This is a genomic window from Flaviaestuariibacter flavus (assembly GCF_004337505.1).
In the GTDB taxonomy this organism is placed as follows: domain Bacteria; phylum Bacteroidota; class Bacteroidia; order Chitinophagales; family Chitinophagaceae; genus Flavisolibacter; species Flavisolibacter flavus.
Genome location: NZ_SJZI01000002.1, coordinates 116,516 through 136,105, shown reverse-complemented (window position 1 = coordinate 136,105; position 19,590 = coordinate 116,516). Strand labels below are relative to the sequence as shown.

The window sequence follows — 19,590 nt, the reverse complement described above, 5'->3', positions numbered from 1 at the left end:
AAAGGTTCACCGGTCAGCGCTGGCTTCGGCCGGCAGCCGCACGGTAAATTCGGTGCCTTTCTGTTCCGCGCTCTCGAAGCGGATATCGCCGTCCAGCAATTCCACGTAACGCTTCACAATATTGAGACCAAGGCCCGTACCCTGTATATGCGCCGCATTTTCCGCGCGGTAAAACATCCCGAAGATGGCCTGATGCGCATGTTCGGGTATGCCCATGCCCTCGTCTCTGACTTTTAATATTATCCACCGGGAGGCAACCTCCGCGCTCAGCCAGATCTCTTTCCCCGGGGGTGAATATTTCAGGGCGTTGGACAACAGGTTCAGCAGGATATTGCGCAGGATCTTGCGGTCCACGCAAACCGACCCGGGTCCTTTAAAGGAAAGGTTTACCCGCTGGTTTTTTTTATGCGCGAGCAGGCTCATTTCCTCAAGCAGCTCTTTCAGAAACTCCGGGAGACTGAATGCAATCGGATGGATCGATACCTTGTCGTGTTCCAGCTTATCGAGCGATAGAAAGTCGTCGAGGATGCTGGTCAGGTCGAACACCGCCGCCTTGATCCGCTCCACATGCTTTTCTCGTTTCTCGCGATACTCCATATCCTGGTAATGCTCGATAAGACCGATGCTGGAAAGGATGGTGCTCAGTGGCGTGCGGAACTCGTGCGAGGCCATCGATACGAATTGCGACTTCATGCTGTTCAGGGCTTTTTCCCGCTCCAGCGAACCGGTAAGTTCGAGTGTCCGGTCCTGCACAAGTTGCTCCAGCCGCTCGTTGATTTCCTGCAGCCGGGCCTCCGCTTTTTTTCGTTGCGTGATGTCGTAGCGGATCGACACATATTGGTAAGGCTTTCCGTTGCCATCGAGAAAAGGAATGATCGTTGTATCCACCCAGTAATAGGTTCCGTTGCGGGCGCGGTTCTTTATTTCGCCGTGCCACACCTGCCCGCGCGCAATGGTGTGCCATAGTTCGCGTATGAACTCCTTCGGATGGTGCCCCGAGTTGATGATGCGGTGATCGCGGCCCAGCAACTCCCCGCGGCTGTACCCGGAGATACTGCAGAAATTATCGTTGACAAAACGGATGACGCCCTTCTGATCGGTGATCGCCACAATCGAAGAAGCATCAAGGGCAATCTTGTAGTCCTGGATCTCCGACTGGCTGTGCTGCAGGCGTGCCTCCAGTTCCTGGTTCAGCCGCCGGGTCTCGGCCTCCGCTTCGGCCTGGTCGGTCACGTCTTGCAGGTAGATGCCGTAACAGGCATGCCTGTCCGCGGGCTCATTCAGCGCCACCACCGATACCCGGGCCCGGAAACGCGTATCGTCGGCGCGGCGGCACCAGCCAAAAACCTTGTGAGCCCCGGCCTGCGTGTCCTTCGCGAGGTCGGGCAAGCCGGTATCAGGCGGAAACAAAAACGAATAGTGGCATCCCAGCACCTCGTCCTGCCGGTACCCCGTGAGTGCCCGGGCACCATCATTCCAGTCGCTCACGTTTCCGTCACCATCCAGCAGGAACAGCGCCCCTTCGGGCAGCCGCACGATCAACCGGCGGTATGCTTCGTCTGCCTGTTTGCTAGGTCGGTTCATGCTCGTATTACTTGAATGCTGCGATCCCTGTCGCCCACTATGTAAGGTACACCGGTTCACCCTAAATCACCGGCGGCGAAACGCCGACGACCGCCAGGCAGGTATGTCAGAAAGGACCACCTCCGGATGCCTTTTGCGCCACCGGCGCCGCATCGCGCCGCGACTGCTGGTCGGGCGCCGCCGTTGCCTTCCGCTCTTTTTCGGCAAGGCGCACCACGGCCATGCCGGTGAGCAACGCGCCCGGGATGAAGGAAATACTGTCGATGCCTTCGTTCACCAGGAAGCGTACGAATGCCGGGTCATCGCCGGGCGCCAGTCCGCAAAGCCCGATCTTTTTACCGTTGCGGTGCGCGGCGCCGATCATATCGGCAATCAGCCGGCGCGTTGCTTCATTTTGCTCGCTGAACAGCGGCGCCACCAGTGCCGAGTCGCGGTCGATGCCAAGCGTCAGCTGTGCCAGGTCGTTGGAGCCGATGGAGAAGCCATCGAAATGCGTGGCAAACGCATCGGCAAGCAACACGTTGGCGGGAATTTCGGCCATCATATACAGCTCCAGGCCCGGGTCACTACTTCGGTTGAGCCCGTTGGCAGCCATCACCGACACTACTGTTTCGGCCTCCGCCACGGTGCGGCAAAAGGGGATCATGACCTTCACATTCTCTAGCCCCATCCGCGTCCGCACCCGCGCGATGGCGGCACATTCCAGCGCGAAAGCCTCCCGGTAAAGCGGGTGGTAATACCGCGACGCGCCGCGGAATCCCACCATCGGGTTTTCTTCCTTCGGTTCGAATTCAGCGGCTCCGGTCAATCCGGCATATTCGTTGGTTTTGAAGTCGCTGGTACGCACGATCACTTCTTTCGGGTAAAAGGCGGCTGCGATCATCGCGATGGACTGGGCCACCTTGTCCACGAAGTATTCCTTTTTGTCCTGATAAGAATGGGTAAGCGCCCCGATCCGCCGGCGCGTCTCGTCATCCTTAAGCTCCGCGAAGCGCACCAGTGCCATCGGGTGCACCTGCACCTGGTTGCTGATGATGATCTCGAGGCGCACCAGCCCGACGCCGTTGTTGGGAAAGAGCGAAAGACGAAATGCTTTGTCCGGATCGTTCAGGATGAATTTCACCCCGGTGCGTTCCGGCAACTGCGTGTTGGAAAAATCATGCTCCACCACCGTGTAGGGAATCGCGCCGCTGTATATGTTCCGCGTCTTGCCTTCGGCACAGGATACGGTAATAAGCGCGCCGTCGCTTATGGCACCGGTGGCATTGCCGCAGCCGACCACGGCCGGCACGCCCAGCTCCCGCGCCACGATGGAGGCATGGCTGGTGCGGCCGCCTATATCGGTAACAATGGCTGCTGCCCGCTTGAGCACGGGGTCCCAGTCGGGCTGCGTCTGCCCGGTAACGAGGATCTCGCCCGGACGGAGTTGCGCGCGGTCGGCAGCGGTACGGATGATCCGTGCCTTTCCGCTCACCACCTTCATGCCCACCGCCTGCCCGGAGGCGAGCAGCGTTCCTTTTTTACCAAGGCGGTAGTCGGCAAAAATGCGCGGGTTGCGGTTTGCCTGCACCGTTTCCGGACGCGCCTGCAGGATATAAAGAAGTCCATCGTTGCCATCCACGGCCCACTCGATATCCATCGGCTTGCCGTAGTGATCCTCGATGTGGCAGCACCAGCGGGCGAGCTCAAGCAAATGATTATCGTCAAGCACAAATTGGTTCCGGCGTTCTTCCGGTGTCACGTAGTTGTAGGTCAGGCTGTCATTGGCCCAGACCAGCGTGTGTTCTTTCGACCCGAGCTTTCGCTGCAACACCGCATCATATCCCTGCTGCAAAGTTGGCTTGAACACCCAGAACTCATCGGGTGTAATGGCGCCCTGCACCAGGTTTTCGCCGAGCCCCCAGGTGCCGCTGATATGGATAACGTCGCGGAAGCCGGTTTCGGGGTCGAGGGTAAAGGCCACGCCGGAGCTCCCGTTGTCCACCGATACCATTTGCTGCACAGCAACCGAGAGCGCCACCTGCCCGTGATCGAAGCCGTTGTCTTCGCGGTACTTAATGGCCCTGTCGGTGTAAAGCGAAGCAAAGCAGTTGCGGACAGCAGTGAGCACTTCACTGCTTTCCATGATATTGAGAAAGGAATCATGCTGCCCGGCGAAGCTGGCTGTAGGCAGGTCTTCGACCGTAGCGCTGCTGCGTACCGCCACCACGCCGGCGCCCAGCTTGCGGTAGGCCACGGAAATGGCGTGTTTCAGGTCGTCGGGCAGCTCCGCGTTTACCAGGAGGCTGCGGGCCGCGCCGCCGATCTCGGAGAGGTTCTGGTAGGTTTTCCGGTCAAGCTTGCCGAGCAGCACCCGCAGACGGTCCCGCAACCCGTTGACCTCAAGAAAATGCCGGAATGCGGCGGCAGTAACCGAAAAGCCGCCGGGCACGCGCAGGCCCAGGGGAACGAGTTTGCAGACCAGCTCACCCAGCGAAGCCCCTTTACCGCCGACTTCGGCCAGGTCCTTCAGCCCGATCTCCGAAAAGTTTTTGATAAAAGAATCCATGGTGTTTGTTTTAGGAGTGTCACCCGTGGTTGGCAACGAAAAGAGGCATTTTCAAATGATGCAAAAGCTCGTAGGTCATACTGGGATGGAAAAGCCGGGAAAGCGCGCTGCGGCGATGTGCACCCAGAACCAGGAGCACTTCTTTTTTTTGCAGGCGCAGGTACCGTATGATGCCCTCATCGGCATAGCCATTCAGCACCGTGATTTCCGCGTGGGGAAAATGACGCTTTGCAAACTCCCTGATCAGCCTGCCATCGGGTATGTGCATGTTGGCGGTGCCGCCTTTCACCGTGATGACCTCGGTCTCCTCCTGCCGCAGGTTTTCAAAAAGATGGCTGAAGGAGCGGAGGGCGCATACCGATGCGGGAGAACCGTCGTAAAGGAGTTTTACCCCCATGATCGCATGGTAATACTCCGGCACAAGCACAACCGGGCATTGCACATCCTGGAGGAGCTCCCGCACAAAGCTGCTGGGTGCTTCGGGCGGCCTCGTGGCAAAGTCTTCGGTAGCCCTTACGATGAGCAGGTCGGCGTAGATCGATTCATGCAACAGCTCCCGGATTGGGGCGTTGCGGTCGCGGTGCACGCTATAGGCAATACCGGCGGCCTCGCAGGTGCTGCGGAAAGAGTGGACCGAAGCCTGCCGCTTGTCGTCGTCTTTCTTGTTCAGGGTGCGCAGATGCCCTTCAAAGGATTCGTCTTTGTAGTGCTGTATTTCCGCAAGACCATAGCTGTGCAGGTGCGGATCTTCCAGGAACACGCCGACAAGGTGCGCATTCGCGTTTTTCGCAAGCTCTATGGCATAACTCAGCGCACTTGCCGAAAAGCGGAGACCATCGAAGGCAGCTATGAATTTTTTCATGGACGTGCTTATTTATTAAAATTATCCGGTAAGGCGCGCGCGCAGAATGACGACCGGCAGGGTATGGTGATGATGGCAGTTATCTCCGGCCAACAAGCAACGAACCCGGCACAAGGCCGGGTTACATTGGTTTCAAGGCGGCGAACCGCCTGCCGGTGGCGTGTATTATTGTATTGAGATCTTCTTTGCGCCATTGCCCGGGCCGGCCAGCGCCTTGCGCGGAAGCTCAACGCGCAGGATGCCGTCCTTGTAAACGGCGCTGATCTTGTCGGCCTGCACATCTTCGGGAAAGCTGAAGCTGCGCGAGAAAGAAGAAAAACTGTATTCCTTCCGGGTATACCTTTCTTTTTCCTCCGCATGACGCTCTTCTTTTTCCGAGCGGATGGTGAGGAGCTTGCCCTCCACGTTTACCTGGAAATCTTCCTTGCTCAGGCCCGGGGCCGCCAGCGACAGCCGGTATTCCTTATCGGTTTCCGAAACGTTTACCGCCGGCATATCGCTCCGCGTATTATGCCCACCATCACCAAACCACTCGCTCCACGGACGGAAGAAGTCATTGAAAAGGGCGGGGGTGCTAAAGCCCGCGTTGGATACATTGGTTGCCATAAAAAGAGTTTTGGGTAAAGAAAATATTCGAACCGAAGATGCTTGCGCCTCCGGCGGCAAATAAGGATCGGGATCAGTATCGCCTGCTGTTCGTGGTCATACCGCCCGTTGCGGTTTTCCGGGCTGCGCCGGCGCGAGCTCAGCACAGGTTTTTTGGAACATGCGGCAGACCCGGGCCGGACGCGGTGCCGCCGCGTAAATATCATCGGGAGCATTACACGCAACCTTGGTCAGGAAGCGCATTGACAGCGGTCAGTATGCGGCCGCACCTTTGGCGGCACCTTTGGCCGGAATTGCTTTTTGTGTATTCGATCATTTGAAGCACCCCTTATATGGAATGGCATCAGAAAGGTGTATCGGAGGTATTAACCGCTTTGAACGCGTCAGCGTTTGGGCTTTCCGGCAGCGAGGCCGCGCAGCGCCGCGACCGCTGGGGGCCGAATGTGCTGCCGGAGAAAAAAAGGCGTTCCCCCTGGCAGTTGTTCCTGTCGCAGTTCCGCGATGTAATGATCGGGGTGCTGGTGGTGGCGGCCCTGATTTCGGGACTGGTGGGAGAGGTGGCCGACACGGTGATCATCCTGCTGATCGTTCTGCTGAACGCCGTACTCGGCTTTTTCCAGCAATACCGCGCGGAGCAGACGCTGAGCACCCTGAAGAACATGGCGGCGCTTCGGTGCGTGGTGCTGCGCGACGGCCATCCCGCCGATATCGATGCCACCCAGCTTGTGCCCGGCGACGTGTTGTTGCTCGAGGCCGGCAACTCCGTTCCCGCCGATGCCCGGCTCCTCGAAGCCCATTCGCTACAGGTGCTGGAAGCCTCGCTCACCGGCGAGTCGGTTCCCGCCCAAAAGGCCGCGCACGACCTGTCCGATCCGCACCTGCCGCTCGCCGAGCGCGTCAACATGCTCTACAAGGGTACGCAGGTAGCCAATGGAAGGGCGCGGGCGCTGGTGGTGGCAACGGGCATGCAAACGGAGCTCGGGCACATCGCGCAACTGCTGCAGATGGAAGACGGGCCGACGCCGCTGCAGCGGCGTATGTCGGACTTCGGGAAAAAGCTTTCCTGGCTCATCCTGCTTATTTGCATGTTGTTATTCGGCGTCGGGCTGTTACAGGGTCAGGCTCCATTGCCGATGCTGCTGCTGGCTTTGTCGCTGGCCGTGGCGGCCATCCCCGAGGCCCTGCCGGCATTGATTGCCATATCGCTGGCGCGCGGCGCCGGCCGGCTGGCAAAAAACAAGGCACTCGTGCGGCGCCTCGAAGCAGTGGAAACGCTCGGCTCGGTAACGTATATCTGCACCGACAAAACGGGCACCCTCACCCAGAACGAAATGACCGTAGTGGAACAGGTGCCGGCAGGCGGGGAGCGCGGCCCGGAGGAATCCTTGTCCTACCTCGAGCTGGCCATGGCGCTGAACCATACGGTCCGCAACGACGGCGGCCGGCTGGCCGGCGATCCAACGGAAATAGCCTTGGTGAAGTCGCTCGCAGCAACGCACGGTCCGGCGATCAGTGACACGCTGGCGAAACGCTATCCCAGGGTGGCTGAACTGCCTTTCGACCCGGTGCGCAAGCGCATGACCACCATTCACCGCTTCGGCGACCGCTACCTTGCGTTGACAAAAGGCGCTGTGGAGGCGATCTGGGGCATCCGCCAAAAGGATCAACGTGATGAGCCCTTGCCCGAAGCGGCCGCGGCCATGGCGCGGCGCGGCATCCGCGTGCTGGCCTTCGGGTACCGGCTGCTTGACCGGCTTCCGGAATCGGTGACGGCGCCGGAGATCGAGCATGATTTTCAATTTGTGGGGATGGTGGGGATGATCGACCCGCCGCGTGCCGGCGTTGCCGACGCGGTGCGGCAATGCCGTGAGGCCGGCATTCACCCCGTAATGATCACCGGCGATCAACGCGAAACGGCCATCGCGCTGGCGCGCTCCATCGGACTGATGGAAGCGGAAGGCGCGCTCACGGGCCCGGAGCTGGACGGACTTGCCGATGAAGATTTTGCAGCGATTGTGAATGATATCCGCGTCTATGCGCGGGTTTCGCCGGAGCAGAAATTCCGCATCGTCAACATGCTGCAGCAAAAGGGACAGTTTGTTGCCATGACCGGTGACGGGGTGAATGATGCGCCCTCCCTGAAGAAGGCCGACATCGGCGTGGCGATGGGCATCACCGGTACCGACACCAGCAAAGAGGCCGCATCGATGATCCTGCTTGATGACAACTTCAATACGATCGTTGGCGCGGTGAAAGAGGGGCGAAGGATCTACGACAATATCCGCAAGTTCATCAAGTATATCATGACCTGCAACGGTGCCGAAATCTGGACGATCTTTCTTGCGCCGCTGTTAGGGTTACCCGTGCCGCTGCTGCCGGTGCACCTGCTCTGGATCAACCTGGCCACCGACGGGCTCCCGGCGCTGGCGCTCTCCGCCGGCGAAGCCGAGCAGGACGTAATGCGCCGTCCGCCAAGACGACCCGACGAAAGCATTTTCCAGGGCATGGGTTTCCATATTATCTGGGTCGGCCTCCTGATGGCCGTTGTGACGCTGATGACCCAGGCGATCTCGATCAGGCTCATGGAAGCGCACTGGCAAACGATGGTCTTCACCGTACTGTCCCTGTCGCAACTCGGGCATGCCATGGCCATACACTCCGAGCAGTCTTTATTCAGCAAAAAGGGAAGGGGGCTCAACCCGACCTTGCTGTTCACCATCGGGATCACGTTTTGCCTGCAGATGCTGGTGATCTACCTGCCGCTGGCCCAGCGCTACTTTCATACGCAAGCGCTTTCCGTGCGGGAGCTCGGGTGCTGCCTGGCCTTGTCTTCGATCGTTTTCTTTGTGGTGGAAATTGAAAAGGCAGTAAAAAGCTGGCGCAGACGGGCCTTTGGTGCTGCGTACGGGAAGGCCGCATAGCAGCTTGGAAGCGGACATAAAAAACCTCCTGAAGGCTCAGGAGGTTGAATATTTTTGGAGTAGCCCCACTAGGAATCGAACCTAGATCACCAGCTTAGAAGGCAGGCGCTTTATCCATTAAGCTATGGAGCCGGATGGGACGCGCAGGGCGCCGTCATCTGCGGAGCGGGCAAAGATAAGCACCTGCGCTATATCAGGCGAATTTACGGGCCGGGGCGAAACGGAACGAATTCAGGAAAGCATCCTGGCGACGGAAGTCGGTGATGGAGATGTCGCGCACATACATGACACTGAGCAGGGTGCCGTCGGTCCAGCCTGCCACTTTCCAGTCCTTGCCTTGTTCGTCCTGCCAGTATTCCGTCATACCTATTGCGTCGGCATCGCCGGGGAAGGGAATGCCATGATCAAGGCCGGCGGTGCACGTGATACCGAAATGCTCGTGCAGGCTTTCCATGAAAAGAAAAAGACGTTGCTCGGCAAGCATGAGGTCGCTCAGCGGCTTCATAAGGCGGCAGGTAACAAAGCCATAGGTCACCGGACCTTCTACCGATTGCCCGGTAAAAAATTCATCGCCTTCCCGGTTGTACGATTGGTGTACAAAAGGCGCTTTATGAAAACGCAGGGTGCTGCCCAGGGCGCAGCAACGATAGGTGAGGGGCGTGGCGGTGGCAGCGCGGCCGAAAAGTAGCGTGGCAATAGCCGAAAAAAGATTCTCCATAGGGTGGATTTGGGGTAAAAGCTTGTCGCTCTAAGTTAAACGTTATTTTCGCTACCCACTGTTATGAGAATTCCATTTTTCTACGGAACGCAGAAATTGACCGTTCAAAGCGCCCTTTCGCTGGCTGCAAGCCGCCTGGAGGGCCGTCTCGATGAAGCCGCTACCCGCCGCGTATTGGAGAGCCAGGAGGCTGTTCAGGCCATTGTCGACGAAGGCCGCACCGTTTATGGGGTCAACACGGGCTTCGGAATCCTGGCCGATACCGCCATCAACGAAGCCGACACCCGCCTGCTGCAGCACAAGATCCTGCAGAGCCACAGCGTGGGTGTGGGCGAGCCTATTCCGGAAGAGATTGCCAAGCTCATGCTCATCACCAAGGTACAGGCCCTGGTGCAGGGCTTTTCGGGTGTGCAGCTGAGCACGCTCAAGCGCATCATCTGGCATATTGAAAACGATGTTATCCCCGTCGTGCCCGAGAAAGGCTCGGTGGGCGCTTCCGGCGACCTGGCCCCGCTTGCGCACCTCTTTCTGCCGCTGATCGGGCTCGGTGAAGTATTTCATAAAGGCGTGCGCATGGCGTCGCGTTCCGTGCTGCAGCAATATGGGCTGGGGCCGATCGCTCTCGGTCCGAAGGAAGGCCTGGCACTCATCAATGGCACCCAGTTCATCCTTGCCTTCGCCATCAAGGCGGTGCAGCGGATGCACAACTGCCTCGAAGCAGCCGATATCATCGGCGCCATGAGCCTCGAGGCCCTCACCGGCACCAAGGCGCCTTTCGACGAGCGGCTCCATGCGCTGCGTCCCTTCGCCGGCAACCAGCTGGTGGCCCAGCGCCTGCGGCGCCTGCTCGAGGGCTCCGATATCATGCAAAGCCATGTCGACTGCGGCCGCGTGCAGGATCCCTATTCGCTCCGCTGCATGCCGCAGGTACATGGTGCTTCGCGTACGGCATGGCAGCACCTTAAAGAACTCACGACCATCGAGGCCAACGCTGTTACCGACAACCCGATCGTGCTTGGAAAAGACGATACGATCTCGGGCGGAAATTTTCACGGCCAGCCGATGGCGCTTCCGCTCGATTATGCCTGCTTCGCCGCTGCGGAAGCCGGTAATATCTCCGACCGCCGCTGCTACCTCCTGCTCGAAGGCAAGTGGGGACTGCCGCTGCTGCTGATGAACAATGTGGGCCTCAACAGCGGCTTCATGATCCCGCAGTATACCACGGCGGCCCTCGTGACGGAAAACAAAACGCTTTGCTTCCCCGCCTCGGCTGACTCCATCCCGACCTCGCTTGGCCAGGAAGACCATGTGAGCATGGGTTCCATCAGCGGGCGCAAGCTCCATAAGGTGATCGACAACCTCGAATATATCCTGGCTATCGAACTCGTAAGCGCCGCACAGGCGATCGAGTTCCGTCGCCCGCTGAAAAGCAGCGCCCTGCTGGAATGCGCGCACAGCTTTATCCGCAGCCACGTCAGCTTTGCCGAGGAAGACCGCATCTTTGCCGATGATATCAATGCCGCTAAGAAAGTCATTGCCGACTTCAGCTTTGTTGACGAAGTGAATCGATGCGCCGGCGCTAACGGAATTGATCTCAACGAAGGATTTTCGACCTTTAACCCCGATTAAAGGTTCTATGGTTCTGAGGTTTTAAGGTTCCGGGTTGGTTCATAACCGACGCCCCAAAAACCTCCTGAACCCCCTGAAGCACTCGAACCCCTTGAACCTTTTGAACACCTTGAACCACTTATTATTTGCTATATGTCAGTAACAACCACTTCGAAATACGACCCGGTTAAATACAAAACCCCCACCGGCACCACACTGAACTGCAAGGGCTGGATCCAGGAAGCCGCGCTGCGGATGCTGCTCAACAACCTCGACCCGGCAGTGGCCGAGCGTCCCGACGACCTTATTGTATACGGCGGCCGGGGAAAGGCGGCGCGCAATTTCGAAGCGCTCGATAAGATCATCGCCGCGCTGAAGGTGCTGGAGAACGATGAGAGCCTGCTGATCCAAAGCGGCAAGCCCGTAGGTATCCTCAAAACGCATAAAGATGCACCGCGCGTGCTGCTGTCCAACTCGCAGCTGGTTCCCAACTGGGCCAACTGGAAGCACTTCGAGGAGCTCGAACGCAAAGGGTTGATGATGTATGGCCAGATGACCGCGGGTTCCTGGATCTATATCGGCTCACAAGGCATTGTGCAGGGTACTTATGAAACCTACGCAGCAGCGGGCGACAAGCACTTCGGCGGTACGCTCAAAGGCACCCTCAACGTCACCGCCGGCCTCGGCGGCATGGGCGGCGCCCAGCCCCTGGCCATCACCATGAACGAAGGCGTGGCGCTTGTAGCCGAAGTAGAAAAGTGGCGCATCGAAAAGCGCCTCGAAACCCGCTACCTCGACCTCATGATCGAAAGCGTGGACGCCGCCATCGACCGCGCACTCGAGGCAAAGCAAAAAGGCGAGGCGCTCTCCATCGGCGTACACTGCAATGCCGTAGAACTACTGGAACGCCTCATTGCCCGCAATATTATTCCGGACACGCTCACCGACCAGACTTCGGCCCACGATCCGCTGATCGGCTACTGGCCGCACCAGCTGAGCGAAGAGCAGGCGCGTGTGCTGCGCACCGAAAACCCGGAGCAGTATATCGACTTCGCCTACGATTCGATGTACCATCACGTGGAGCTGATGCTCGAACTGCAAAAGCGCGGTGCCATCACCTTCGACTACGGAAACAATATCCGGGCGCGCGCAAAAGAGCGCGGGCTGCAGAATGCCTTCGATTTTCCCGGCTTCGTTCCGGCCTATATCCGCCCGCTTTTCTGCGAAGGCAAAGGCCCCTTCCGCTGGGCAGCCCTAAGCGGCGATCCGGCCGATATTGCGGTCACCGATGAAGTGATCGCCAACCTGTTTCCGGAGAACACCTCCCTGCAACGCTGGCTCAAGCTGGCAAAGGAGCGGATCGCCTTCCAGGGACTGCCGGCACGCATTTGCTGGCTTGGACAGGGCGAGCGCGAAAAGGCGGGACTGGCCTTCAACGAGCTGGTACGCAGCGGCAAGGTAAAAGCACCAATTGTCATTGGTCGCGACCACCTCGATACCGGCTCGGTGGCATCGCCCAACCGCGAAACAGAAGCCATGAAGGACGGCTCCGACGCGGTGGCCGACTGGCCGATCCTCAATGCGCTGGTGAACACCGCCGGCGGCGCTTCCTGGGTAAGCCTGCACCATGGCGGTGGCGTGGGCATGGGCTACAGCATCCACTCTGGGATGGTGATCGTTGCCGACGGCTCCGATGATGCCGAAGCGCGCCTCAGGCGCGTGCTGCGCAACGACCCGGGCATGGGCGTCATCCGTCATGCCGACGCCGGCTATGAAATCGCGCAGCAAACCGCCGCCGCGCACGATCTTGATCTGGACAAAATCATTCAATCCCGATGAGCCGCTCCGCACGCCTGCTGGGCTGGCTTTCCGGCGGCCTCCTGCTGTTTATCTGGCTGATGGTGATCCGCAGCTACGGCGCCCTGCCGGCCACGATACCCATCCAGTTTGATGCAAAAGGCCAGGCCACCAACTGGGGACCGAAGGCCAGCATCTGGGTGCTCCCGGTGCTTGCCAGCGCACTCTACGGTCTGTTCAGCCTGCTGTACCACTATGCCGATAAGCTGCCGCAAAAGCCCGGCCACGGCGACCCGCAACAGAATCTCGCCCTGCTGCGTTCGCTCTTTCTCCAGGTCCGGCTTTCCGTTTGCCTCGTCATGGCCGCCGGAATTTATTACTCAATAGGAGCTGCATTTCGCCGCGACAACTATGAGCCCGGCGCGATGGTGCCTTTTATCATGGTGGTGATCCTGGCACCGGTGGTCTTGTTTCTCTTCCGGCTTTTCGCGAGCCGGAAAAGAGACGTATCCCGGTAGGCAGCGCTGCTTGCGCCCGCGGGCGGAAGGCGGCTTAAAAGGTCCGTTGAAAAGCTTTTGTGCTGGCTTAATTTTTGGATGAGCTACAGGTATGGCCCGACTCATCGTAGTATCAAACCGCCTTCCGTATTCGCTCGAGCGGCAGCACGATGGCCTGCGCGTGCGGCAAAGCTCCGGCGGTCTCGTATCCGCAATAAAAAGTTACTTTGAAAAGAGCCCATCCGGTGATTACACCGAGCGCGTCTGGGTAGGCAGTATGGACGCGGCGCCCGAAGACTGGCAGGAAGCGGTAGAAAAAAACGTGATGCCGGGCGATTTCGGCATCGAGCCACTTTTCCCGCCTGCCACCCAATACGACCGCTATTACAACGGCTTCTCCAATGCCACGCTGTGGCCCTTGTTTCACTATTTTCCCCAGACCACCCAATACCGACAGGAAGACTTCGATGCCTACCTGCAGGTGAATTCCCTTTTCGCGGATCGCCTGGTGGAGCTGTACCAGCCGGGAGACATCCTGTGGGTGCACGATTACCAGCTGATGCTGGTGCCGCAGCTCGTGCGCCGGCGCCTGCCCGAAGCCACCATCGGCTTCTTCCTGCATATCCCGTTTCCTTCTTACGAGCTGTTCCGCCTGCTGCCCACCGAATGGAAAACACTGCTGTTGCAAGGTATGCTCGGCGCCGACCTGCTGGGCTTTCATACCTACGACTACGTGCAGCACTTTATCCAGTCGGCGAAGATGGTGCTGAAGGTCGAAAACCAGTTCAACACGCTGTATTACGACAGCCGCACGGTGCGCGTGGATATGTTCCCGATCGGTATCGATTACCAGAAATTCCGCGACGCACTTTTCAACGACCTGGCGGCGCGGATCAGCACCTCGCTCGAAGAAAAGTTCATGGGGCAGAAAATTATTTTCTCTGTTGATCGACTTGATTACACAAAGGGACTCAGCTACCGCCTCACAGGCTACGACCAGTTCCTGGAGCGCTTTCCCGAGTGGCGCGAAAAGGTAGTGTTCATCTTCAACATCATTCCGTCACGCGCCAACATCGCATCGTATGCAGCCATGCGCCGGCAGATCGAGCAGCAGGTGAGCACCATCAACGGAAAATACTCCTCGCTCAACTGGCAGCCGATCCTGTACCGCTACAACCACCTCAGCTTCGAGGAGCTCTGTGCGCTGTACCAGTCGGCCGACGCGGCGCTCATCACGCCGTTGCGCGACGGCATGAACCTCGTGGCCAAAGAATACGTGGCTTCCTGTCTCGATAAAGGGGTGCTGATCCTGAGCGAGCTCACCGGCGCCGCGGCAGAACTCAGCGAGGCCATCCTCGTGAACCCGACGGACTCGTCCGAAGTGGCCGCCGCCATCAACGCAGCGCTCATCATGCCGCTCACCGAGCAGCGCAACCGCCTTTCCTTCATGCAACGCCGGCTCGCATCCTACGACGTGCAGCACTGGATCCAGGACAACCTCGATACACTCGTAGAGGTAAAGCGGGAGCAGGAACGCGAGCAGTCCAACTTTATCGACGGCCCCACCACGCAGGAACTGATGGAACAGTATACCGGTGCCGGCCGGCGCTGTATCCTGCTCGACTACGACGGCACCCTGGCGCCCTATGCCAAGCTGCCCTCGCTTGCCGTGCCTACCAAAGAAGCCTTGCAGGTGCTGCAGGAGCTGGGCAACGACCCGGCCAACGAGGTAGTGGTGATCAGCGGCCGCGACCCGGAAACGCTCGCGCAATGGCTCGGCGACCTGCCCCTGAGCATGGTGGCCGAACACGGAGCCTATATCCGCTACCGCGGCGAAGACTGGCAAAGCCAGGTTACCATCGCACCCGAATGGAAGGAGCAGATCCGGCCCTTGATGGAGTCGTTTGTGGGCCGCTGTGTGGGCTCCTTTATCGAAGAAAAAAACAATACACTTGCCTGGCACTACCGCAACACGCACCCCGACCTCGGCTTCACACGCTCGCGCGAATTGCGCAACAGCCTGTTGCAGCTCACGGCCAATACGGCGCTCCAGGTGATCGATGGAAACAAAGTGCTCGAGGTGCGCCTCATCGGCATCGACAAGGGCACGGCAGCGCAAAAGCTGCTCGACCGCTTCACACCGGACTTCATGCTTTGCATCGGCGACGACACCACCGACGAAGACATGTTCCGCGTGCTCCGCGACAAGGCCGTGACCATCCGCGTCGGTAAAACGAAAACGGCGGCCCGCTTCAGCCTCTGGGCACAGAGCCAGGTGCTGCCGCTGCTGCGGCGCTTCGCGCAGGCCACCGCGCACCAGGGGTCGTGAATCGTGGGTAAGGGTTTGCGTCGCTTTGCGCGACGGGCGAATGCCCGTCATTGCGAGCAGAGCGAAGCAAACTCCAGATTTACGCAGGATGCTCCTCAGCTAAAAGGATTTTCGAACTAGGGCTCTCGCGGGCGAGGACCAGTCTTTAGGTCAGGGAGTTTGCTACGCTCGCAATGACGTCAAAGGCGCCGCTTTGCGGCGCCTTTGACGATTCACGATTGACGATTCACGCTCACGCTTCTCCCACCGGCACATCCGCCTGCTCAAACACCGACCGGATAATGGCCAGCGGCGCATCCACGCGACCGGTTGCTCCGGCGAGGTGCTGGCCCAGGTGACGCAGCGAGCGCTCCACCAGGAAGGTTTGCAGCACCATGGCTGCGTCGTTCTCATCCTTCGGCACGAAGCCATCGCCGTTGACGCAATCGAAATAGGCGTGCAGGAAAAAGCCACTCAGCAGGTAAGCCCAGCGCTCGGCGTAGGGGAGAAACTGTTCCCGCTCGCCGGGGAAGTGACTGTTGGCCGAAAAGGCCGCGAAGGTGGCTTCATAAATTCCGGCCACCATCTGCGCCACATCGCGCAGGGGCGAGCGCTTGATGCGCCGCTCGCTGTAGCTTTTCTGGATGTTGCCACCGAAATCATACAGCACAAGGTCTTTACCGGTGAGCAGCACCTTCTGCAGGTCGAAGGCGCCGTGTGTGCGGATCTTCAGGATATCGAGCTTGTGGTCGTAGATGCGTTTGAGAAGGCTCAGCAGCTCACCGCGGCGCGCCCCGAGTTCCCGTATTTGTACGGCCGCCGGCTCGTCGAGACCTTCGGCGCGGTTCATCTTGTGATAAGTATCGCGCACCAGCGACACCATCGACGCAAACAGGGAGCGCTGGTAGTGCAGGGAAAACTCCTCGGGGGCAAAGTCGCGTGACAACGTGTTGCGGGCAAAAGCCTTGTGCATCTGCGCCGTGCGGTCACCCAGCTGGCGCATCAGCTCGGCGGCGCGGCTCCCCACCAGGTCCCGCAGCGCCTCCGGCAGCTCCTCGTAGGCCCGCGGCGAGGCCCAGGTAGCCGGCTCGTAGCGCAGCAACTCTTCGGAGTTGTTGCGGGCGATGATGCGCTCGATAAAGTTGTGCACCCGCTCCTGGAGAAAATCATAGGCATTGCCATGGTTGTCAACCAGCTCCTGCGCAATGGCCAGCACCATGCGCCCGCGCGCGCCCTGCCACTCCACCGAGCCCAGGAAGCGCGGGGTATGCGGGAAGCCCGCCTCGAGCGAGAGGTAGCGGTTCAGCTCCACATCGGGATTGACGAAAAACTCCACCTTGCGGTACCACTTTACAAACAGGCGGTTGTCGTATACCACCGACGTATTGAACTTGTTCTGCGCAAACACCCGCGGCGTCGCGTTTTCATAATCGTAGTTACTCAGCTCCTCCACAGCATCGAAATAGACATTGCCGGTGGGAAGCTCCTTATGTTCGCCCGTAACAAGGCGACGCAGCAGCGCGCGCTGCAGCTCCTTCAGGTAGAAGGCATCGCACAGCATGGCCGGGCCTTCGGGTGTATTCACATGAGCGATGATCGATTCGGGGTAAGTTGCGGCCAGCTCCTGCGCGCGCTCTTCGGGCACCACCGCCACTGCCAGCTGGTACCATTCGGGCAACCCACTCTCGTAGTTCACTTCCAGCAGCATCCACCACGAAGGATAGCCGTTGCCCATGCGTTGCTGCTCGGCGATGTTCAGGCTGTAGACGGTGCGGTCCTTGCCGGCAAACCACGGGCGGCTGAAGACATAGGTGGGCAGCACGTCCTGCTCCAGCTGCGTCCGCACAAAGGCACTCAGCGGCTCGCTGTCCTGCAGCAGCTCCAGCATCGGTATCGAGCGGTCTTCCTCCACGCGCGAGCGCACCTTTTCGAGTTGAAACCACTGGAAGGAGTGGGGGCCCATCGTAAAAAAGTAGGGCGCGTCTTCGCGTACGGCGGGAAACTTATTGCGGCTGAACAGCTCCACCGGCTGGTACCCGCGGAAGGTCCGCAGGTCTACCTCGGCGGGCTGCGCGTATTTCGACAGGTTGACGATCACCAGCACCGTTTGGTCTTCGAAGGTGCGCGTAAAGGCCAGCACCTTGGGATTCTCGACATTGAGGAACTGCATATCGCCGCGGCTGAAAGCCTTGAAGTTGCGCCGCAGCGCGATGAGCCGCTTCATAAACCAGAACAGCGACGACGTGTTGCGCCGCTGCAGCTCCACGTTCACGGCCTCGTAATGGTATTCCGGGTCGAGGATAACGGGGAGGTACAGCTGGTGCGGGTTGCAATCCGAAAAGCCCGCGTTGCGGTCCGAGGACCATTGCATCGGGGTGCGCACGCCGTCGCGGTCGCCGAGGTAGAAGTTGTCGCCCATCCCGATCTCGTCGCCGTAATACAACACCGGCGTGCCGGGCAGCGAGAAGAGCAGCGAATTCATCAGCTCGATCTTGCGGCGGTTATTGTCCATCAGCGGCGCCAGCCGGTGGCGGATGCCGAGGTTGATCCGCGCTTTCGGATCCTTCGCGTAGGCTTTGTACATGAAGTCGCGTTCCTCGTCGGTTACCATCTCCAGCGTCAGCTCGTCGTGGTTGCGCAGGAACATCGCCCACTGGCAGTTTTCGGGGATCGGCGGCGTCTGCTCAAAAATATCGGTGATGGGGTAGCGGTCTTCCTGCTGCACGGCCATGAACATCCGCGGCATCACAGGAAAATGGTAGTTCATATGGCATTCATCGCCGTTGCCGAAATAGGCGGCCGCTTCTTCGGGCCACATATTGGCCTCGGCCAGGAACAGGGTTCCCGGGAACTTCTCATCCACGTGCTTGCGGAGCCGTTTCAGGAACTCGTGCGTCTCCGGCAGGTTTTCGCCGTTGGTGCCTTCGCGCTCAAACAGGTAGGGGATGGCGTCGAGGCGGAAGCCGTCCACGCCCATGGCGCACCAGTAATCCATCACGTTGAAGATCTCTTGCTGCACCTGCGGGTTGTCGAAGTTGAGGTCGGGCTGGTGGTGAAAAAAGCGGTGCCAGTAATATTGCTGTGCCACGGGGTCCCAGGTCCAGTTGGAGGCCTCGAAATCCTGGAAGATGATCCGCACATCCTTATACTGGGTCGGGTCGTCGGACCATACGTAGTAGTCGCGCTCCGGCGAGCCCTTGGGTGCGCGCCGCGCCCGCTGAAACCAGGGGTGCTGGTCCGAGGTATGGTTCACCACCAGCTCGGTGATGACGCGCAGCCCGCGGCGGTGGGCCTCATCGAGAAAGGCCTTGAACTGCTCCAGGTCGCCGTAGCGCGGGTTGATGCTGTAATAATCGGCGATGTCGTAGCCGTCGTCGCGCAGGGGCGAGGGGTAAAAGGGGAGCACCCACACCGCCGTGGCGCCGAGCTCCTGGAGGTAGTCGAGCTTCTCGATCAAACCCTTGAAGTCGCCGATCCCGTCGCCGTCCGCGTCGCGGAAGGCCTTGATATGCAATTCATAGATGACTGCGTCCTTGTACCAGAGCAGGTCTTCGCTTTTGTTCGTGAGAGTTGCCATACGATCTTGTTCAGTTCCTAACCGACCAACCCTGAAAATATCGTACCCGACAGGCTTCGGTAAGCTCAGCCTGACACCATGCTTGTCATTCTGAGTGAAGCCGAAGAATGCCCCCGGCGTGGCGGCCCTCCAACCCGGGGCATCCGGGTCGGGGACCCTGAACCGCCTTTGGCGGGTGCCGGACTGCCTGACCCCACAAAATGCTGATAATCAAGAATTGTGGATAACAAAAACCGTAGCATGGCCGTATGAAAACGCAAACCGGCACCCTACGCACCGTAGGATGGCATTTTGAAAACGCAAACAGGCACCCTACACACCGTAGGAGGGTCGTATGAAAACGCAAACAGGCACCCTACACACCGTAGGATAGTAGTATGAAAATCCATAATACCTTCCTACGCACCGTAGGATGGCAGTATGAAAAGTCAGGCTATGATCCTACGCCCCGGGAGACGCTGATACGTTACCGGATACCCCTCCGCCATTCCCGGCATGCCGGAGGCATGCGCGTTTTTGGCCCCCGTCGGGCAGCCCCGGCGCCCCATGGTCCGGGTCGGGGAC

The 19,590-nt window shown here is 59.3% G+C and carries 11 protein-coding genes and 1 tRNA gene; 5 read left to right on the top strand and 7 right to left on the bottom strand.

What is annotated here, in order from left to right; genetic code table 11:
- Positions 1-6 precede the first annotated feature (6 nt).
- The 4 genes from EPD60_RS01270 to EPD60_RS01255 form a co-directional block, all read right to left on the bottom strand.
- A complete protein-coding gene (locus EPD60_RS01270; RefSeq protein WP_131446042.1) occupies positions 7-1,584 on the bottom strand; it encodes a sensor histidine kinase in 1,578 nt (525 codons plus the stop codon).
- 106 nt (positions 1,585-1,690) lie between these two features.
- Positions 1,691-4,132, bottom strand: coding sequence for a phosphoenolpyruvate synthase (ppsA, locus tag EPD60_RS01265; protein ID WP_131446040.1), 2,442 nt, complete (start codon positions 4,130-4,132; stop codon positions 1,691-1,693).
- Positions 4,133-4,151: 19 nt separating this feature from the next.
- Entirely contained in the window at positions 4,152-4,994 is an 843-nt protein-coding gene (locus EPD60_RS01260) for a universal stress protein (protein WP_131446038.1), read from the bottom strand.
- A 165-nt stretch (positions 4,995-5,159) separates the two neighbouring features.
- Complete coding sequence (locus EPD60_RS01255; RefSeq protein ID WP_131446036.1) at positions 5,160-5,600, bottom strand: Hsp20/alpha crystallin family protein; 441 nt, start codon at positions 5,598-5,600, stop codon at positions 5,160-5,162.
- A 332-nt stretch (positions 5,601-5,932) separates the two neighbouring features.
- Between EPD60_RS01255 and EPD60_RS01250 the strand changes: the two genes are divergently transcribed.
- A complete protein-coding gene (locus EPD60_RS01250; RefSeq protein ID WP_131446034.1) occupies positions 5,933-8,521 on the top strand; it encodes a cation-translocating P-type ATPase in 2,589 nt (862 codons plus the stop codon).
- A gap of 60 nt (positions 8,522-8,581) precedes the next feature.
- Here the strand turns inward: EPD60_RS01250 and EPD60_RS01245 are convergent.
- A tRNA-Arg gene (locus EPD60_RS01245) sits at positions 8,582-8,653 on the bottom strand.
- Between the two features lie 61 nt (positions 8,654-8,714).
- The gene (locus EPD60_RS01240) at positions 8,715-9,239 is read right to left on the bottom strand and encodes a hypothetical protein (protein WP_131446032.1); all 525 of its coding nucleotides are present in this window, start codon (positions 9,237-9,239) and stop codon (positions 8,715-8,717) included.
- 63 nt (positions 9,240-9,302) lie between these two features.
- Between EPD60_RS01240 and hutH the strand changes: the two genes are divergently transcribed.
- The 4 genes from hutH (at position 9,303) to EPD60_RS01220 (ending at position 15,470) form a co-directional block, all read left to right on the top strand.
- Positions 9,303-10,868, top strand: coding sequence for a histidine ammonia-lyase (gene hutH, locus EPD60_RS01235; RefSeq protein WP_131446030.1), 1,566 nt, complete (start codon positions 9,303-9,305; stop codon positions 10,866-10,868).
- A gap of 132 nt (positions 10,869-11,000) precedes the next feature.
- Positions 11,001-12,686 carry a urocanate hydratase gene (gene hutU, locus EPD60_RS01230; protein ID WP_131446028.1) on the top strand — a complete coding sequence of 562 codons (1,686 nt, stop codon included), beginning with the start codon at positions 11,001-11,003 and terminating at the stop codon, positions 12,684-12,686.
- A complete protein-coding gene (locus EPD60_RS01225; RefSeq protein ID WP_131446026.1) occupies positions 12,683-13,162 on the top strand; it encodes a DUF1648 domain-containing protein in 480 nt (159 codons plus the stop codon). The genes hutU and EPD60_RS01225 overlap by 4 nt, the downstream gene beginning before the upstream one ends.
- 91 nt (positions 13,163-13,253) lie before the next feature.
- The gene (locus EPD60_RS01220) at positions 13,254-15,470 is read left to right on the top strand and encodes a bifunctional alpha,alpha-trehalose-phosphate synthase (UDP-forming)/trehalose-phosphatase (RefSeq protein WP_131446024.1); all 2,217 of its coding nucleotides are present in this window, start codon (positions 13,254-13,256) and stop codon (positions 15,468-15,470) included.
- 232 nt (positions 15,471-15,702) lie between these two features.
- Here the strand turns inward: EPD60_RS01220 and treS are convergent, their stop codons facing one another.
- Positions 15,703-19,026, bottom strand: a complete 3,324-nt coding sequence (treS, locus tag EPD60_RS01215) for a maltose alpha-D-glucosyltransferase (protein ID WP_131446022.1) — start codon at positions 19,024-19,026, stop codon at positions 15,703-15,705.
- Positions 19,027-19,590: the final 564 nt, after the last annotated feature.

Bases quoted from the DNA above. Each gene is read 5' to 3' on its own strand.
- EPD60_RS01270 (WP_131446042.1), bottom strand. From the start codon at position 1,584: ATGAACCGACCTAGCAAACAGGCAGACGAAGCATACCGCCGGTTGATC.
- ppsA (WP_131446040.1), bottom strand. From the start codon at position 4,132: ATGGATTCTTTTATCAAAAACTTTTCGGAGATCGGGCTGAAGGACCTG.
- EPD60_RS01260 (WP_131446038.1), bottom strand. From the start codon at position 4,994: ATGAAAAAATTCATAGCTGCCTTCGATGGTCTCCGCTTTTCGGCAAGT.
- EPD60_RS01255 (WP_131446036.1), bottom strand. From the start codon at position 5,600: ATGGCAACCAATGTATCCAACGCGGGCTTTAGCACCCCCGCCCTTTTC.
- EPD60_RS01250 (WP_131446034.1), top strand. From the start codon at position 5,933: ATGGAATGGCATCAGAAAGGTGTATCGGAGGTATTAACCGCTTTGAAC.
- EPD60_RS01240 (WP_131446032.1), bottom strand. From the start codon at position 9,239: ATGGAGAATCTTTTTTCGGCTATTGCCACGCTACTTTTCGGCCGCGCT.
- hutH (WP_131446030.1), top strand. From the start codon at position 9,303: ATGAGAATTCCATTTTTCTACGGAACGCAGAAATTGACCGTTCAAAGC.
- hutU (WP_131446028.1), top strand. From the start codon at position 11,001: ATGTCAGTAACAACCACTTCGAAATACGACCCGGTTAAATACAAAACC.
- EPD60_RS01225 (WP_131446026.1), top strand. From the start codon at position 12,683: ATGAGCCGCTCCGCACGCCTGCTGGGCTGGCTTTCCGGCGGCCTCCTG.
- EPD60_RS01220 (WP_131446024.1), top strand. From the start codon at position 13,254: ATGGCCCGACTCATCGTAGTATCAAACCGCCTTCCGTATTCGCTCGAG.
- treS (WP_131446022.1), bottom strand. From the start codon at position 19,026: ATGGCAACTCTCACGAACAAAAGCGAAGACCTGCTCTGGTACAAGGAC.